16 protein-coding genes, 4 tRNA genes and 1 other annotated feature are annotated in these 16,133 nt (G+C 43.1%); of the genes, 3 read left to right on the forward strand and 17 right to left on the reverse strand.

The window, feature by feature from the left end; genetic code table 11:
* Positions 1 to 64: 64 nt before the first annotated feature.
* The 6 genes from rlmH to M1D81_RS19020 form a co-directional block, all read right to left on the reverse strand.
* On the reverse strand, positions 65 to 544 hold the full coding sequence (gene rlmH / locus M1D81_RS18995; RefSeq protein WP_034621943.1) for a 23S rRNA (pseudouridine(1915)-N(3))-methyltransferase RlmH: 480 nt from the start codon (positions 542 to 544) through the stop codon (positions 65 to 67).
* Between the two features lie 80 nt (positions 545 to 624).
* On the reverse strand, positions 625 to 795 hold the full coding sequence (locus M1D81_RS19000) for a CxxH/CxxC protein (protein WP_065215011.1): 171 nt from the start codon (positions 793 to 795) through the stop codon (positions 625 to 627).
* Between the two features lie 158 nt (positions 796 to 953).
* A complete protein-coding gene (locus M1D81_RS19005; RefSeq protein ID WP_456266003.1) occupies positions 954 to 1,784 on the reverse strand; it encodes an energy-coupling factor transporter transmembrane component T family protein in 831 nt (276 codons plus the stop codon).
* Positions 1,775 to 3,490: an ABC transporter ATP-binding protein gene (locus tag M1D81_RS19010; protein ID WP_456266002.1), complete on the reverse strand. Its 1,716-nt coding sequence runs from the start codon at positions 3,488 to 3,490 to the stop codon at positions 1,775 to 1,777. Before M1D81_RS19010 ends, M1D81_RS19005 begins: the two co-directional genes overlap by 10 nt.
* Before the next feature lie 19 nt (positions 3,491 to 3,509).
* On the reverse strand, positions 3,510 to 4,067 hold the full coding sequence (locus tag M1D81_RS19015) for an ECF-type riboflavin transporter substrate-binding protein (RefSeq protein ID WP_024424020.1): 558 nt from the start codon (positions 4,065 to 4,067) through the stop codon (positions 3,510 to 3,512).
* 14 nt (positions 4,068 to 4,081) lie between these two features.
* Positions 4,082 to 4,942, reverse strand: a complete 861-nt coding sequence (locus M1D81_RS19020; RefSeq protein WP_024427616.1) for an SAM hydrolase/SAM-dependent halogenase family protein — start codon at positions 4,940 to 4,942, stop codon at positions 4,082 to 4,084.
* 111 nt (positions 4,943 to 5,053) lie between these two features.
* Positions 5,054 to 5,324 (reverse strand) — a binding site (T-box leader).
* Positions 5,325 to 5,516: 192 nt separating this feature from the next.
* On the opposite strand from M1D81_RS19020, the gene M1D81_RS19025 reads away from it, so the two are divergent.
* Entirely contained in the window at positions 5,517 to 6,206 is a 690-nt protein-coding gene (locus M1D81_RS19025) for an ABC transporter permease subunit (protein WP_025093692.1), read from the forward strand.
* Positions 6,207 to 7,088 (forward strand): ABC transporter ATP-binding protein, encoded by an 882-nt coding sequence (locus M1D81_RS19030; protein ID WP_024427618.1) that lies wholly within the window; start codon positions 6,207 to 6,209, stop codon positions 7,086 to 7,088.
* A 36-nt stretch (positions 7,089 to 7,124) separates the two neighbouring features.
* Here the strand turns inward: M1D81_RS19030 and M1D81_RS19035 are convergent, their stop codons facing one another.
* From M1D81_RS19035 to M1D81_RS19085, 11 genes are all read right to left on the reverse strand, one after another.
* Positions 7,125 to 7,589 (reverse strand): GNAT family N-acetyltransferase, encoded by a 465-nt coding sequence (locus tag M1D81_RS19035; RefSeq protein WP_456266001.1) that lies wholly within the window; start codon positions 7,587 to 7,589, stop codon positions 7,125 to 7,127.
* Positions 7,590 to 7,657: 68 nt separating this feature from the next.
* Complete coding sequence (locus M1D81_RS19040) at positions 7,658 to 8,848, reverse strand: S1C family serine protease (RefSeq protein ID WP_369810488.1); 1,191 nt, start codon at positions 8,846 to 8,848, stop codon at positions 7,658 to 7,660.
* 78 nt (positions 8,849 to 8,926) lie between these two features.
* A complete protein-coding gene (locus M1D81_RS19045; RefSeq protein WP_456266000.1) occupies positions 8,927 to 9,721 on the reverse strand; it encodes an MBL fold metallo-hydrolase in 795 nt (264 codons plus the stop codon).
* Between the two features lie 6 nt (positions 9,722 to 9,727).
* On the reverse strand, positions 9,728 to 10,591 hold the full coding sequence (locus tag M1D81_RS19050; protein ID WP_456265999.1) for a two-component system regulatory protein YycI: 864 nt from the start codon (positions 10,589 to 10,591) through the stop codon (positions 9,728 to 9,730).
* Positions 10,578 to 11,957 carry a two-component system activity regulator YycH gene (gene yycH / locus M1D81_RS19055; protein WP_456265998.1) on the reverse strand — a complete coding sequence of 460 codons (1,380 nt, stop codon included), beginning with the start codon at positions 11,955 to 11,957 and terminating at the stop codon, positions 10,578 to 10,580. The genes M1D81_RS19050 and yycH overlap by 14 nt, the downstream gene beginning before the upstream one ends.
* On the reverse strand, positions 11,947 to 13,785 hold the full coding sequence (gene walK / locus M1D81_RS19060) for a cell wall metabolism sensor histidine kinase WalK (RefSeq protein WP_456265997.1): 1,839 nt from the start codon (positions 13,783 to 13,785) through the stop codon (positions 11,947 to 11,949). Before walK ends, yycH begins: the two co-directional genes overlap by 11 nt.
* A 7-nt stretch (positions 13,786 to 13,792) precedes the next feature.
* A complete protein-coding gene (gene yycF / locus M1D81_RS19065; protein ID WP_024424030.1) occupies positions 13,793 to 14,500 on the reverse strand; it encodes a response regulator YycF in 708 nt (235 codons plus the stop codon).
* 347 nt (positions 14,501 to 14,847) lie between these two features.
* A tRNA-Phe gene (locus M1D81_RS19070) sits at positions 14,848 to 14,920 on the reverse strand.
* A 27-nt stretch (positions 14,921 to 14,947) separates the two neighbouring features.
* Positions 14,948 to 15,024 (reverse strand) — tRNA-Asp (locus M1D81_RS19075).
* A gap of 82 nt (positions 15,025 to 15,106) precedes the next feature.
* Positions 15,107 to 15,178: transfer RNA gene (locus M1D81_RS19080), tRNA-Glu, on the reverse strand.
* Positions 15,179 to 15,184: 6 nt separating this feature from the next.
* Positions 15,185 to 15,260: transfer RNA gene (locus M1D81_RS19085), tRNA-Lys, on the reverse strand.
* A 343-nt stretch (positions 15,261 to 15,603) separates the two neighbouring features.
* Here M1D81_RS19085 and M1D81_RS19090 point away from each other — a divergent pair.
* Positions 15,604 to 16,128, forward strand: coding sequence for a peroxiredoxin family protein (locus tag M1D81_RS19090; RefSeq protein WP_024424031.1), 525 nt, complete (start codon positions 15,604 to 15,606; stop codon positions 16,126 to 16,128).
* Positions 16,129 to 16,133 lie beyond the last annotated feature (5 nt).

Raw genomic sequence — 16,133 nt, forward strand, 5'->3', positions numbered from 1 at the left:
AAGTTTACAGATAGATAAAACAAAGATTTCTTATTAGGTTTTATTAAATGGTAAAATACCTCATCTACTTATGATAAGGCTCCCCCCGAACAATCCGAAACGCCCGATAAATCTGCTCCACCAACACCAATCTCATCAACTGATGCGGAAACGTCATCCTCGAAAATGACAGTTTCTCATTCGCACGCTGCATGACAGCATCACTTAGTCCAAGGGATCCGCCTATGACGAAACATACTTTGCTTTTTCCGTATGTTGCCAGCTTATCTATTGTATCGGCTAATTCTTCGGAAGTTTTCATTTTTCCTTCGATGGCGAGGGCGATGACGTGGGCGTCTGGGTTGATTTTGCTTAGGATGCGTTCGCCTTCTTTGTCTTTGATGATTTTCATGTCTTGATCACTGAGATTCTCGGGTGCTTTTTCGTCCGCGAGCTCAATGATCTCGATTTTTGCGTAAGCTTGTAATCGTTTGGTGTATTCGGCTATGCCTTGCTTTAAATATTTCTCTTTTAATTTTCCTACTGTGATAATTGATATATTCACAGGTCATCCCCACCTTAAGAACAAGTTATTCATATAAGTTATCAACAATTGTGGATAAAATTTGTGTATTTTGTGTCCGATCATTCGTTCCCCACTATATATATTGCAGGTTCATCGCACAATTCACAGGTTGTGGATAAACTGTGTGTATGTTCGATTTTTCTGAATTCCGGCGGCGTTTCGTGATCATCTATGTACATGTCTAATACGGTTTCTATGTGTTCTGCACAAGCATAAAATGTTTTATTCATAAGTTTCTTATTCCTCCAATAAGTTCTTTAGTTATACACAAGTGTTTCGCTCATTGTCCAATATAACCGATTTATTCACATGTTAATAGTCTTTTACCATTTCTCACACCTTTTATCCACAAACTAAAAAAAGCCTCCACTTCTGTGAAGGCTTCTTTCTATAAAAATGGATTATAAAATCTCGTTCCTCTAACAAATGTAATCACTAGCGACACGATCAGCACCACACCAACAAACAATAACGCCACATAATCTGCTTTTTGAAAGTCTTTTGCTGTAAACCATGTTCGCTTTTTATGCTTTCCAAACCCTCGCAGCTCCATCGCATTGCTGATCGTTTCAATCCGCTCTAAGCTGGAGAAAATCAACGGCATCACAATCGACAGCGCATTTTTGATCCGTTTTCCCAGCTTTTCATTCTTCGATAAATCAATGCCTCTTGCTTGCTGAGAAATCGCGATCGTGCGAAAATCCCGCTGAATATCTGGAATATAACGAAGAGCAATCGCTACCGCATACGAAATCCGGTAGCTGACCCCAATTCGGCTGAGAGATGAGGCGAATTCACTTGGATTTGTTGTCACAATAAATAAAAGCGCTGCTGGCATCACGGTCACGTATTTTAGCGTAATGTTCAATTGATAGAAAAGCTGTTCAAGTGTGACGTTGTACCAGCCGGCAATATGAAACAGCTCATGCTTTGCTCCGTAGATGGCGACACCTTGCTGGGGCGCAAAGATGTAAATGGCGATGTTATTGATCACTAGGAAAATCGCCAGGACGATCACCACGAAGGAAATATCACGAAATCGTACGTTCGATAGCAGAAAGAACACGATACTAGCAACTAGCATAAACACTAATACGCCTGTATCATACGTGAGCATCGCTGCGGATGACCAGAGGATAAAGCAAATGAGTTTGGTTGCACCTGTCAGCCGGTGAATCGGTGACGGGCGATCGATATAGGACAGCATGTCTACAGCCATGTCATTCGTTCCTTTCTGTCAACCTCAATGAAGCGTTCCACGAGTTCATTTGGATTCGGCCAATCAGCTTTCAGCGCCAGTTCATACAGCGATGTTTCCTTTAAGCTCGCCTTTTGGACAAGCAGCTGATCTGTCAGCACTTTGGCTGGTGTATCATCTGCGATTTTTTCTCCATCTGAAATGACAATGGTTCTTGTTGTGTATTCAAGCATCAAGTGCATATCATGGGTGATCATGAAAATCGTGACACCCTGCTGGTTTAATTGCTCTAAAAACGTCATCATCTCTGTGTAATGTTTAAAGTCCTGTCCTGCGGTTGGTTCGTCTAGGATGAGGATTTCTGGCTCTAAAACAAGAATAGATGCAATGGTGACGCGTTTTTTCTGTCCAAAGCTGAGGGCTGAGACCGGCCAGTTCCGAAATGGATACAGTCCGCACACTTTCAGGACCCGCTCCACCCGTTCTTTGATCTCTTCTTCCTTTATGCCTCTTAAAACGAGACCAAATGCGACTTCATCAAAAATCATTTGTTTAGAAATCATTTGATTTGGGTTTTGCATGACGACGCCGATTCGTTCAGAGCGCTGTTTGATCGTATCTTCTGTGATGTCATCACCATTTAAAAGAATTGTCCCTTTCGTTGGCTTTTCAAACGCACAGAGCACCTTGGACAATGTTGTCTTGCCTGCGCCATTGGCTCCTGCGATGCTGATCATTTCTCCTTTTTTGACGGTAAAAGAGATGTTGCTCAGCGTGTTTGGTCTTGTTGGATAGTCAAAACTCAGTTCGCGCACTTCTAGTAAATCCTGTGCTGCATTCTGTTCGACTGACGGTTCAGACGCTTCCATCCACTGTTCGATTTTCTCTTTTGCCTCGTCGTCTAAGGTGAGACGCTGTAAATCAGCGATCTGATCTCCCGGTGCAACCGGAATACCTGCATATTTCATCGCCTTTACATATAAAGGCTCACGTAAATATGCCGCTTCTAATACGTTTGAGGCGAGCAATTCATCTGGTGTCATATCCGCTGCAATCGTTCCTTCATTGACAACGATAATGCGGTCCACATGACGGAAGAGGACGTCCTCTAATCGGTGCTCAACCATCACGATGGTTTTTTTCGTTTGTTTTTGCAGCCGGTCAATGAGGTCGATGACTTCTTTACCTGTTGCGGGGTCTAGGCTTGCAAGTGGTTCATCAAACAGCAGAATGTCGACATCATTGACAAGTACGCCCGCAATGGCGACACGTTGTTTTTGCCCGCCTGACAGCTCATGCACGGACGATGCCAGCTTGCCGTCTACCTCTGTTAATCTGGCAGCTTCCTCGACACGTGTGTTCATTTCTTCGCGTGTGACTTGATCATTTTCAAGCGTGAACGCGATGTCTTCTCCAACGGTCAGCCCGATGAATTGTCCATCAGGGTCCTGAAGCACCGTTCCGACAAGCTGTGAGAGGGAGAAAATGTTCTCTTTCTCTGCATTTTTCCCGCCGATGTGAAGACTTCCTTCCATAGAACCTTTATAAGACGCAGGAACTAGCCCATTGATACAATGGGCTAGTGTGCTTTTTCCCGATCCAGACGGGCCTGCGATGAGAACTTTTTCTCCTTCATAGATGGTCAGGTTGATATCCTTTAATGTTGGTTCTGCCTGACTGCGATACTTGAATCCGAAATGTTCGAATTGAATCATCGGTTTCTTCATTTATGTGTTCCACCTTGCTTCATGATGTTTCTTTCGATAGACTGCCGCTTTTGCTTCTCGTTTTCGCATAAGCTGCAATGATGATGGTTCCTAGTACACCAACTGTGATGATGTTTGAAATCCCTGCCACGATGCCTTGAACAAACACTTTGTTCGCAGGTTCTGCATAGATCACAATGTCGAGTACAGGAGCAATAATAAACCAGCCTAATGCCTGTGCACCTGCTTGTACGGCATTAAAGAGCGTGATTTTCTTCCAGCCGAAGTCGCCCTCTTCTACTTTTAAACGGTTAGAAATAAAGCCGATCAATAAACCAACGACACCCGATACAATAATCCAGCTCCACCAAGGGCCAAATGTGGTCGCATCTTTAATGAGATGGCCAATAAAACCAATCAGTGCGCCTGCAACAGGACCAAATAGCACGGCCATTAATGCTAGGAATGCGTATGAGGTTTCAATTTGTGTATTCGGAATTCCAGTTGGAATGGAGACAAATCGTCCTAGAATCACAAAGACGGCTGCGCCAATTCCAATGGCAACGACAGTTTTCGTTGAAAGTTGTTTTCCTGCCATGATGTATCCTCCTCTTATTCGTATATAATGCGCGGAGCTTTGCGAATCGAAAGGCGCCAGCCTGTGCCTGTACCGATGTTATAAGCCTTTGCAAATGACCCTTGATTGATCGCCACGCCTAAATGGTCGAGTGAATTGACATATACGAGTGGTTCGCCTACCTTTAAGTCGGCAAAAGATCGTCCATAGGTCATGATATTTTTATACACATTTTTCGGCCCGTTGGCAATGGTAACTTCTATTGCATCCCCATAATTAATTGAAAGCTGTTCAAATAGCGTGTGATGAATGTTTGTCCATAGGTTTCCGAATCTCACATCTAAAATATCAATCGTCCCTGTGATCACATCTTCTTCCGCATAAGCCTGTACGACTGGAAGATGGATAATATCATCAATATTCGCCTTTGGCCCAACCTCTTCAAAAGAAATCACACCTGATGCAATTCTCGCCCCTGTATAAGCGTAAATATCTCTCCCATGGAATGTATGTGATTTTCCCGACTTTGGCAGCCGGTTAATGGTTTCATCTAAATAACGGGCTTCCACAATGCCAATATCCTGGGCAACGTGCGTGAGTGTCCCGTTATCTGGAGTAATGATATAGTGTGAGCTTGTCGTTTTGACGACAAGACTTTTTCTCTCTGATCCAACGCCCGGGTCAACGACGGAAACGAATACCGTCTCTTCCGGCCAGTATGTGACGGTTTGAAGCAGGCGATAAGATGCCTCCCAAATGTCATACTGCGGAATATTGTGTGTTAAATCGAAAATGCGGATGCTGCTGCTGACCGTATTTGCCACTCCGTACATTGCACTGACAGCTCCATCATCAATGCCGAAATCTGATTGTAAAACCAATGCATGTTCACTCATGTCAATCTCCCTTTCATTTGAAAAAATGGATGTGGTGTTTCACGTGGAACATTTGAACAATTGTATGAAAAAAAGTGGACAATAAAAAATACCCCATCCTTATCTTTGAATCATAAGGACGAGGTATTTGTCTCGTGGTACCACCTTTATTTACTGTTTGCTCGCGCTAAACAGCCTCTACAAGTACAAAGCTCCAATCTGGCTCATATACTGTGGTTTTGATAACGAGTACCAACTCTCGTCGTCACCTACTAATATCATAGATATGTTCAGCACGAGGCTCAGAGACCATTTTTCGAATCATTATTTTTGCTTCTTTTCAGCTGCCGAAGCTCTCTGTGGAAAAATTGATGATTGTACTTTCTCTCGTCATTGCCTGTATAACTATCTTGAATTAAAGCTATCATACATGATGTTTTTTGATAAATCAAGTTATTTTTCTGAACATTTTTAAAAATGAGTCAACTGGTGCTGGAAGAGTCTTCTTTTTATGAAATTTAAACAAATGTTAAAGCGCGAGATATGGTGTCTTTCTTTTCTAGGGGTATAATAAAGGTGAAGGGAGGTACAGCGTGTGTGGACCATCTGTATGAATGAGTTTAAGCAGCTCTTCAAAAGCACAAAATCTATTTTAACAATTGTTATTATTTTCATTTTATCTACTTTTGTTTCAAGTCTTCCGTTTATCGCTGCTCATCAGGAAAAATGGGAACTGGCAAAGGATCCTTATTCTATTGGGAATGAACTGGTGATGTCTTTATTTGGTTTCTTCCTTATTTTTTTGTTGTCTCATGATATTTTAAGCCGCGAAATTCATTTGAAAACCATTCGTTTTCTCGTCAGTAAAACAACCCGTTTGAACATTATCATCGGGAAATATCTAGGACTGATGCTGTTTTGGCTTAGTTGTATTATGACGACATATGTGCTGAATATGGTGATTTCACACCGTTTTCTGTTCTCAGATGCCTTAAAAATCTTAACCTTTATCAGTGTCGGTATCTCATGTGCTTTATTTTTGTCCATGCTCTTTCCAACACCGCAGAAATCAATGTTTGTCGGTATGTTATTTTCCTTTCTTTTCCCAATCGTCAGTATGATTTCTGTTCTTTCTTCAGAACGAATGATTCATTGGTTCCAATATATGACGCCTTATTATTATGCGCGCTGGAGTGAACCGCTGACCTATGTCCTAATGAACACGGCATTGACCGTTATCTTACTCATTGGAACTGCACTGTTGTTTCAAAGGAGGGATGTGTAGATGCTTCATACAAAAGGGCTCACAAAAAAATATCGTACAAAAGTCGCAATAGATCATATTAATCTTGATGTCAATCAAGGCGACATCTTCGGACTCATTGGACCAAAGGGATCTGGTAAGACGACGTTTTTCAATATCATTACCGGCATCTCCCGGCCTACCTCTGGTACGTTTACAGTGATGAATATGCCTTCGCTAAAAAAAGTGAGACAGCATATCGGTGTTCTGCCTGAATATACGGATTTATATGAAGGTCTTACGGCTCTTGAGCATATTGCCTATTTATCAAAAATCACCGGAACACGCCAGAGAACGAGTGATTATGAAGAACTGCTCGAATTTGTCGGTTTACATCATGATCATCAGGAAAAGGTCGGTGCCTTCACACCTGGTATGAAAAAGCGGCTTGGAATGGCGCAGGCCATCGCCCATCAGCCGGAATTTATTTTACTTGACGAACCTTTTGCCGATATTGATGCAGATTCGATCTTGCACATCCAGCGGGTTATTGAAACATTAAAGGATGAAGGGAAAACCGTCTTTTTAACAGCTGACCGCCCAAGGTTCACCAATAGTATTTGTACCAAAACGGCGTTCATTTCTGAAGGAAAATTAGTGTCCCCACATACTCATCCTCAAGAGAAAACCATCACATCCTCAAACATACGTGCAACCTTCAAGCATGCATGGATTGATGATGAGGTGAAACCTGTTCTCACACAGTACCTACAAACTGTCGGAACAGATCTTGTGATCAGTGATGACGAGACCTCATTGTTAATTCGTTCAGAAGCTCAAGTTCCAGCGATCATTCGCGCTTTCGTGAAGTGTAAAGTCGATTTATACAGAGTCACGGCTCAGGATGCCATGATGTCCTCATAAAGTACCGTACGCTTTCTGCACGGTACTTCGTCTTTTTTATAAAGGTTTACTCATATAGATACCGGTTTCTGCAAATCCCGTTTTCTCGTACAGCGAACGGGCGATTTGATTGTGAGCAAAGACATGGAGCGAGAGTTTTTGCACACCTAATGACTTTGCCTGCTCCTCTAATGCAGCAATGGCCTGCTTTGCAAAGCCTTTTCCTCGATAAGCTTCAAACAAAATAAAGTTATAAATAAATCCTTCGTGCTGCGGATGATTCGGGTCATAGCAAAGCCAAACCCAGCCAATCGCTTCTTCCCCATTTAAGAAATTCCACAGCTCATGATGCTCTGTCTGCAATCCTTCTGGAAGCAGTCTGTCAAATTGTTCTTCTGCGTTCGCAAGTGATTCTTCCTTCTTCCATGTTCCTGCGAGTACCTTTTCTTCCGCGTACCGCTCAATGGCCTTCTCCATCAATGCATCGTAATCGGTTTGTGACATCGGTTGTAGTGTAATCAATCGTACCGCCCCCTTTCCTTTATCATATGATGAGCATGCAAAAAAAACCAGTCCCTTGTTGGAACTGGTTAGCCGCCATATCGGTCGGTTTGAGAAAGTTTGATCTCTGCTGATTTTTTCTTCCCGCTTCGGTAAAATTGCACCTTTACCTTGTCGCCGACCTTCCTTTGATATAAGTACTTACGAAGATCCACGATATTTTGAACACTCTTGCCATCAAAGGAGGTCACGACATCCAGCTCTTTTAGTCCCGCTTTTCCTGCTGGAGATAACGGCTCAACACTCATGACAACAACCCCGGATGTAACCTTAGATGGCAGTTTCAACGTTTCCTGCCAGTGGTAACTCGCAATATCTGCTAATGATTTCATGCCGACGCCAAGATACGGACGCTTTACCTCTCCGTAGCGCTCTAAATCCTCTATGACAGGGATAACCAAATTCGCTGGAATAGACAGCCCAATTCCTTCTACCTCTGATTCAGCAATCTTCATTGAGTTGATGCCGATCACCTTTCCGTCCATATTGATCAAGGCACCACCGCTGTTTCCAGGATTGATGGCGGCATCTGTTTGCAGTACCTCTGCATTCCAATCCGTCTGTCCGTCTCCATTTGAGTCCACAGGAATCGCTCGCTCTGTGCCTGAAATGACTCCTTGTGTGACAGAGCCTGCGAATTCAAGCCCTAATGGATTTCCAATGGCGATGACTGGCTCACCCGGTTTCACATGGTCTGAGTTACCGAAGGCTGCCGTTTTCTTGATTTTATCACTTTTGACAGTGAGAACCGCTAAATCCATAAGCTGATCGCTGCCGACAAGATTGGCACTAATTCTTGTCCCGTCATGGAGGCTCACTTCAAGCTGGTTGGCGCCTTTGATGACGTGATGGTTTGTGACAATATAAAACGTGTCACCCTTTTTTTTATAGATCACACCTGACCCGCTGCCTGCTTCTCCGCCTTCCTCCCAAAAGCTCGACTTTTGGATATTAATGACGCCGACCACCGTATCTGACATATTAGACACCACTTTCGTGACAGCATCATTGACGTTCACATTCACAGTTTTTAAAGGGCCCTGAGATGTTTGTCCATCACCGTTCTGCTGCCATCCAAAGGGACTGCCGCTCTGTCCAGATACATAGGGGAAAAAGAATCCCATTAAAAAAGCTCCTACCAATACACCGATCAAACCAGAAAGAAAATATCCTTTTCTGCTTCGTCTCGGCTTCCACTCTACATCGCGATAATCCACTATGTTTCCTTCCTTTCAGTGAATAGATGATGTATATAGTGTTGGTAAGAAGCTCTTATCTTAATCATACGATTATAAAAATCATACGGCGCAAAGCGGGGTTGCTTTTTTCGGGTCCGTATCAAATAAATCAAAACCGTCCCCCACAACAAAACCCTTCATTTCAAGCGTCTGCTGGACCGCCATACGGGCTAAATCCTTCATGTTGTTGTCTTGACTCAAGTGAGCCAAATAAATGCGTGTGGTGGCATCTCCAATGACATCTGTCATTGCAAGAGCAGCATCTTCATTTGATACATGTCCGACATCGCTTAAAATTCTGCGCTTAATGCTCCATGGGTATCGGCCCATTTGCAGCATACCGACATCATGATTGCTCTCAAACACAAACGTATTGGCTGACTTAATAATGCCTTTCATGCGGTCACTCACATAGCCGGTATCTGTCATAAGCGCAAGTTTGCGCCCTCCATAATGGAATACGTAAAACATAGGCTCTGCCGCATCGTGTGAGACGCCAAATGACTCGACATCAAGACCGCCAAAGGATTGAACAGTCTCCATATCAAAATGGAATTTCTGCTCTGTATCAATTTTTCCGATATGAGATTCCATCGCCTTCCATGTTTTCGCATTTGCATAGACAGGAAGCTTGTACTTTCTTGCCATGACACCAAGCCCTTTAATATGATCGGAGTGCTCGTGTGTCACAAAAATGCCGTCCAAGTCTTCAGGCTTGCGGTCGATTTGGCCAAGCAGCTCGACCATCTGTTTGCCGCTTAAACCAGCATCGACCAAAAAGGCATGCTCGTCTGTTTCTAAATAAAAAGCGTTCCCCGTACTTCCGCTCGCTAGTACACTGAACTGCAAGCTCATGTTCTCTCACTCCATTGAAGATTTGTCATCTTTCTCTATATGATCAAGTGTTGAGCCATCGATGGCATTGATCAAATATTCTTCCTCTGTCTTTTTCTTTGAACCTGCTGATACGCCTTCAAGCTCCACACGCCATACAGGAACCATGACTTGCGTGCTTGCCCCCGGGTATTGCGTATAATAACCAAGCTCTACCTTTTTCACGGTCGTGTTTTGGCTCAGCATATTTTGCGTATATAAGTCCTTCACGGTTTCAAGTGCTGGGACAAGGGTTTCTTTTCTCACTTCATTAATAGACGTCACCATTGACTGCTGATATGAGACGACTTCGTTTTGATCGTTGATATCTAAGGTGATTTTCCCGATGGTTTCGGTGTCATCAAGGCCTTCTTGGAAAATGTATTTCCCTTTATACGTTTGGAAAAAGACGATTTTCCCTGTCTCTTCGTCTATATTCCACAGCTTATAATTCTTCCCATCCAGCAATCGCTGGTTCACAAGGTTCGTCGCCGCTGTTTTGATATCCTTTTTCGGCAAGGCAACTGGTTTGTTGAAGGTCATTTCAAGCAGCGTGACAGGATCATCTTTGTCTGATTTCGGGAATGTGCTTTTCGCCTTTTGATCAGCTAATCCGTCGACATCCTTTTTCGTATATTGCTTCTTTTCAGCTGTAATGCGGTATCCAATCTTCGCTTCATCTGATAGATTGCCATATTTAATCCCGTCTGCCTTCATTTCTTCCAGCGTATCCGTTTTTTCGATAATCGCAAAATGATCGGTTGACCGTTTTTCAAAGTATTGAAAACCTAGAAAGATATCGAGAACGAGAAAGGCTAGGATAAAGATCGTTTTGGTCTTATTCCACTCCATGATTCTCGCTCCCCTCTGTCAAAAGATCATTCGATAGAATCACGGTTTTGCCGTTATACTTCATACACCATACAGGCTCCAGCCAGACAAACATCGCTTGATCTTGATCTGATGCAGTTGAAACAGCTTGATATGCAGGGAAAATCTGTTCAATTTTCTCCAGATCATCATATTTCGTCTGCTTAATGATCAAGTCCTTCAGCTCTGTCCCGTTCATCAGCTTGACTTGTTCACTTTGACTCGCTTTATTGCCAAGAATATAGTTTGGACGCTTGTAATTCAAAATGTCCTCATTCGCCCATTGGACTTCAAGGGAGGTCATCCCAAATGGATGCTTTGTACTGTTGACGATCGGCAGACCGTCCATAAACATATTAAAGGACAGCTGCTGGTTGCTGTTAATGCCAAAATATTGATAGTCATCAGTAAAGCTTCCCGTATCATTGAAATATTTCACACTTCGCTTAATCAAATCCCCCGTTTGGAAAACAGTGCTGGAATTGATATTGCGGTGCTGATATTGAATGCGGTGGTCTTTTTGATTGGCTTCAAGGCGGCTTGTGCCATCTGTGTACACCGTCCGGTTTAAATTAGATTCCTCACCGACAAGGCTTGGGTCCGTAAACAAAGCATCTTTGAATTTGTTTGTTTTAATCGTTTCGATAAAGAACATCTTCGCTTCAAGCTGCTTTTGCTTTCTCGGAAGAAGGAAATCTCGTTTAGAATTCGTCGAGAATGTATAAAGATCATAGCGCGGCATCTTGTTTTGAGCGGCTGCGATACTGTTCATTAGATTACGGTAATTGGCGGACTCAATTGTCAGCTCAAGCACCGTCTCCTTGCTGTATGAGACCAAATATACTTTTTTATTCGCCTTATCCTGCTGGGCGAACGGCACGATCATCCGATCAAACGAGTTGTATTCAATGGACTTGTTCGGCCATTTAAAGAGCGCTTGAAAAATATCAATCGGAATCGGATCATTGAACACAAGATCCAATGTCTTCCCTTGTCCTTCGCGTCCATAGAAGAAATTCTTAAATTTCTGCTCGGAATATTGATCTGACACATCATTAATCTCTTTGACATCCCAAAGGCTCACATCATTCCAAAAGTTTTGAAAGAGTTCCTTTTGATCCACTTTAAAATGCTCCCCATTTGAATGGATGAACATCTCGCGCGGCTTCACGACATCAATGAGACTTTTAGGCTCGTCGCTTGAAATCTTCTTCGTTTCCACGACCTTTGTGCCGGTATCTGCCTGATCCTGCATGACGGGCTGGAACATCCAGATATTCCACGTAAATACAAGACTGATCGCAATTAGGATTGTCAATATTATGGTTTTAAAGGTCTCACGCTTCATCCCAATCATCCTCTTGTTCTTCATTGTACGGAAGGGTAAAGGTCACCGTTGTCCCTTTTCCTTCAATGCTTTCAGCCCAAATATCTCCGCCATGAGCTTGAACCATTTCTTTTGCAATCGCAAGACCCAGGCCGGTTCCGCCAAGCTTTCTTGTTCTTGCTTTATCTACCCGATAAAAACGTTCAAAGATTTTATCCATATCCTTTTTCGGAATACCGATTCCTTCATCTTTCACGCTGAATAACACAAGGCCTTTCTCTTCATCCAAATCGACGGTAAACGTGATGTGTCCACCCTCTGGTGAGTATTTCATGGCATTAGAAATGATATTATCGAGCACCTGTGTAATTTTATCTTGATCGATTTCCACATATACTTCACGCTGCGGCAGGTTGCGGATAAAATCGACATGCTGCTCCTTCGTCATTTCAAAACGATCAATGACGAGCGAGATAAACCTGATAAAGTTCGTCCACTCACGGTTGAATTGATAATCCTTGCTGTCGAACTTAGACAGCTGCAGCAGGTCATTGACAAGCCGGATCATGCGCTCCGTTTCATTTTGCGTGACACTGAGGAATCTTGGCGCAAGCTCTTTATCACCAATCGCACCTTCAGCCAGCGCCTCAAGGTAGCTTCGCATCGTCGTCAGCGGTGTGCGCAGCTCATGCGATACGTTCGCGACGAATTCACGGCGTTCCGCATCAATTTTCTCCTGCTCTGTGACGTCATAAATGACCGCAATTAAGCCATCAATTTTCCCATGCTCTTTCTGAATGACGGAGAAATTAACACGCAATACAGACAGCTGATCTTCGCGCTCAATTTCGATCAGCATGGAATCTTGATTTTCGACTAAATCTTCAAATGTATGAGTTTCCTCTAAGCCAAGTAAAGACGTGATCGGCATCTCTAGTGCTGTTTCACGTGAAACATTTAACAGCTCTAATGCAGGGCTGTTTAATAGAATGATTGCACCGTTTTGATTCGTTGCGATGACACCGTCCGTCATATAGGCAATAACAGAAGAAAGCTTTTTCCGCTCACCCTCCGTCATCAGCTGAGCTTCCTCCAGCTCTCTCGTCAGATGATTAAAGGTTGTCGCAAGCTGGCCAATCTCGTCATGCCCATACTTCCGGACCTTTCTGGAGAAGTTCCCTTTGGCAAGCTCGATCGCCTGCTTTCTCATATCTGAAATAGGATGAGTGATCGTTCTAAAGATGAAGATACCAAGTAGAGCAGTCGTCCCAAGTGCAATCAGTGTCCCAGTCGCTAAAATGGTGTTAATGGTTCGCATTTGGTTAAACACACTTTCCATTGAAGACACAACATATATCACACCAACGGTCTCTTGGTTCTCATTTTTTACGGCTGTCGCAGAAATACGCACCCTTTTATTTGACTCAGGGTCATAGAATTTTTTCTCATAGTCTTTGCCAACCGCGAAAATACGGCTAATGATTTGATCAGTGATTTTCTTGCCGGCAATCTCTTGACTGCCGTTATTGACAGAGGCAATGACCTCTCTGCTTTCGTCAATATAGCTGACTTCAGAGATTTCATTAGACTCATCTTTGTTGTTAAAATCGTTTAATATCTTTTGAGCATCCTCTTTTAATTCTGCCTTGCTTTTCGATGAATCTTGTTCTAAGTAATACGATAACGAGTAGATTCGCTGATTCAAGGAATTATCATATGAATTAATTAAGGACTGCTCTAGCTGCTTCACAAAGTACACGCCAATGATCTGCATGGCAACGATGATCAGCAGCACGTAAATCAAGGTCAATTTGAAGTGAATCGAGCGAAAAAAACCTACTTTACTCATAAGAATCTTAGTCCTGTTCTGGGTTTCTTAAATAGTAGCCGACGCCTCGTCTTGTCACGATCCAGCTCGGGTGGCTAGGGTTGTCTTCAATCTTCTCACGAAGACGGCGGACTGTGACGTCTACTGTACGGACATCCCCGAAGTAATCGTAGCCCCATACCGTTTGCAGCAAGTGCTCACGTGTCATGACTTGTCCGATATGTTTCGCTAAGTAATGAAGCAGTTCGAACTCACGGTGCGTTAATTCTATCGTTTCCTCGCGCTTAGATACCACATACGCATCTGGATAAATAACAAGTGATCCAACCTCAATATCATTTGATTCAGATTCTTCCTCCGTCTGCGGAGCAGCGGTTTGTCTTCTCAAATTCGCTTTCACGCGGGCAAGCAGCTCACGTGTGCTGAAAGGCTTTGTCACATAATCATCTGCGCCAAGCTCAAGGCCGATGACTTTATCAATTTCAGAGTCTTTTGCTGTCAGCATGATAATCGGCATGTCATATTTCTTTCTCACTTCACGGCATACTTCAACACCATCTTTATTCGGCAGCATAATGTCGAGCAGAATAATGTCCGGCTTGATTTCTTCTACCATTTCAAGGGCCTCGTTTCCATCATATGCACAATGAACCTCATAGCCCTCTTTCCTTAAATTAAATTCCAATATATCAGCAATCGGTTTTTCATCATCTACGACAAGAATCTTTTTTTCCATTGTGATTTCCTCCTGCATTTTTAGCATCTATGTCATTCCATTTTGCATGTATCATTACGCCTTTTCCGTTTATGAAAAAAAGGCTCACTGTCTATTATAACGTTTTACGGGGCAAAGATAAAAATAATAACGGCTTTCTTTTCTAGTAAACGTTGGATAGGAAGGCGCCGCCCGAAAAAATTGATGACTTTTTCCTTTTTTATTGAAACTTTTCCAATCACCAGCCGTCTATATAGATGTAACGTCTTCTTCTTATGGAGCCGGGCCCTACCTAGGTCCGGCTTCTCCCTTTTTATGCCTTCTTTTCATAATAAAAACGCACCTGCGATTGCAGATGCGTTTGGAAGTGGCTCGGGACGGAATCGAACCGCCGACACACGGATTTTCAGTCCGTTGCTCTACCAACTGAGCTACCGAGCCATCATCAAAAAGATGAATATGTATAAATGGCGGTCCGGACGGGACTCGAACCCGCGACCTCCTGCGTGACAGGCAGGCATTCTAACCAACTGAACTACCGGACCTCAGTAACTTGCCCGAAAAAGCAATCGTGGTGCTCCTTCAAGCAAGTGAGGAAAAAATTAGCTTAACGCTAAAGTAAATCAATGACCCGTACGGGATTCGAACCCGTGTTACCGCCGTGAAAGGGCGGTGTCTTAACCGCTTGACCAACGGGCCAATACATGGTGAGCCATGAAGGACTCGAACCTTCGACCCTCTGATTAAAAGTCAGATGCTCTACCAACTGAGCTAATGGCTCTCGGTTTGTGAAAAGTGAATCTGAAGAAGCTGTATTGCGCCAAACCAATCGCTTTAAAAAAGCTGGAACATCGCATCCTAACAAGTTTCAGAGACCTTTGCAACAACGAGATTTATAATATCATAGAGTAATTACATATGGCAATACGTTTTTCGACATTTTTTTAAAAAAAGTGTCGGATTTAAATATCTCCTATCAAAGCCCCCGCTTCTGCAACCGCCTTCATTAGATACGCCTTTTCGGGTGACCTCTTCCTACTCAAACACATAGGCACGTTTCAGGCCGCTCAAAAATGGCTATACATGAAATAAGTGACATTGTCATTGAAAAAGGAGGAAGCAGTATGAGTTCATTCAAATTAGGAGATAAAATGCCCAACTTTTCACTTCCAACAATACAGGGCGATCACATTGATTTCGACAAACATTTAGAGGAGCATCAAAGCTGGCACCTGATCGTTTTCTTTAGAGGATCTTGGTGCCCGGTATGTGTCGAAGAATTAAAAGAGCTCGAACAGCAGCAGTCATATTTTCAGGACAAGGACATTCACTTGATGGCGATTTCAACGGATAACCCTGATGACTTGAAGGCATTTGCGGATAAAGAGGGACTGTCCTTCCCGATCATGTATGACCATGACCTCACGTCATTAAAAGCATATGAAGTCCACTATCACGGGGAAGATGCCCCATATGAAGACCACGGGGTGCACGGTGAACCCGCCTATTTCTTATTAAATGAAAAAGGACAAGTACTCTATCAGCAAAGACAAACAAGTCCGTTTGGCAGACCGCATGCCAACGAACTACGCAAAATCATTCAGTACATCCGCAAAAATTTAAAAGGCCAATATAAAAGCCTGAAGTAAGAAAA

It is taken from the genome of Bacillus sp. JZ105 (assembly GCF_053903125.1).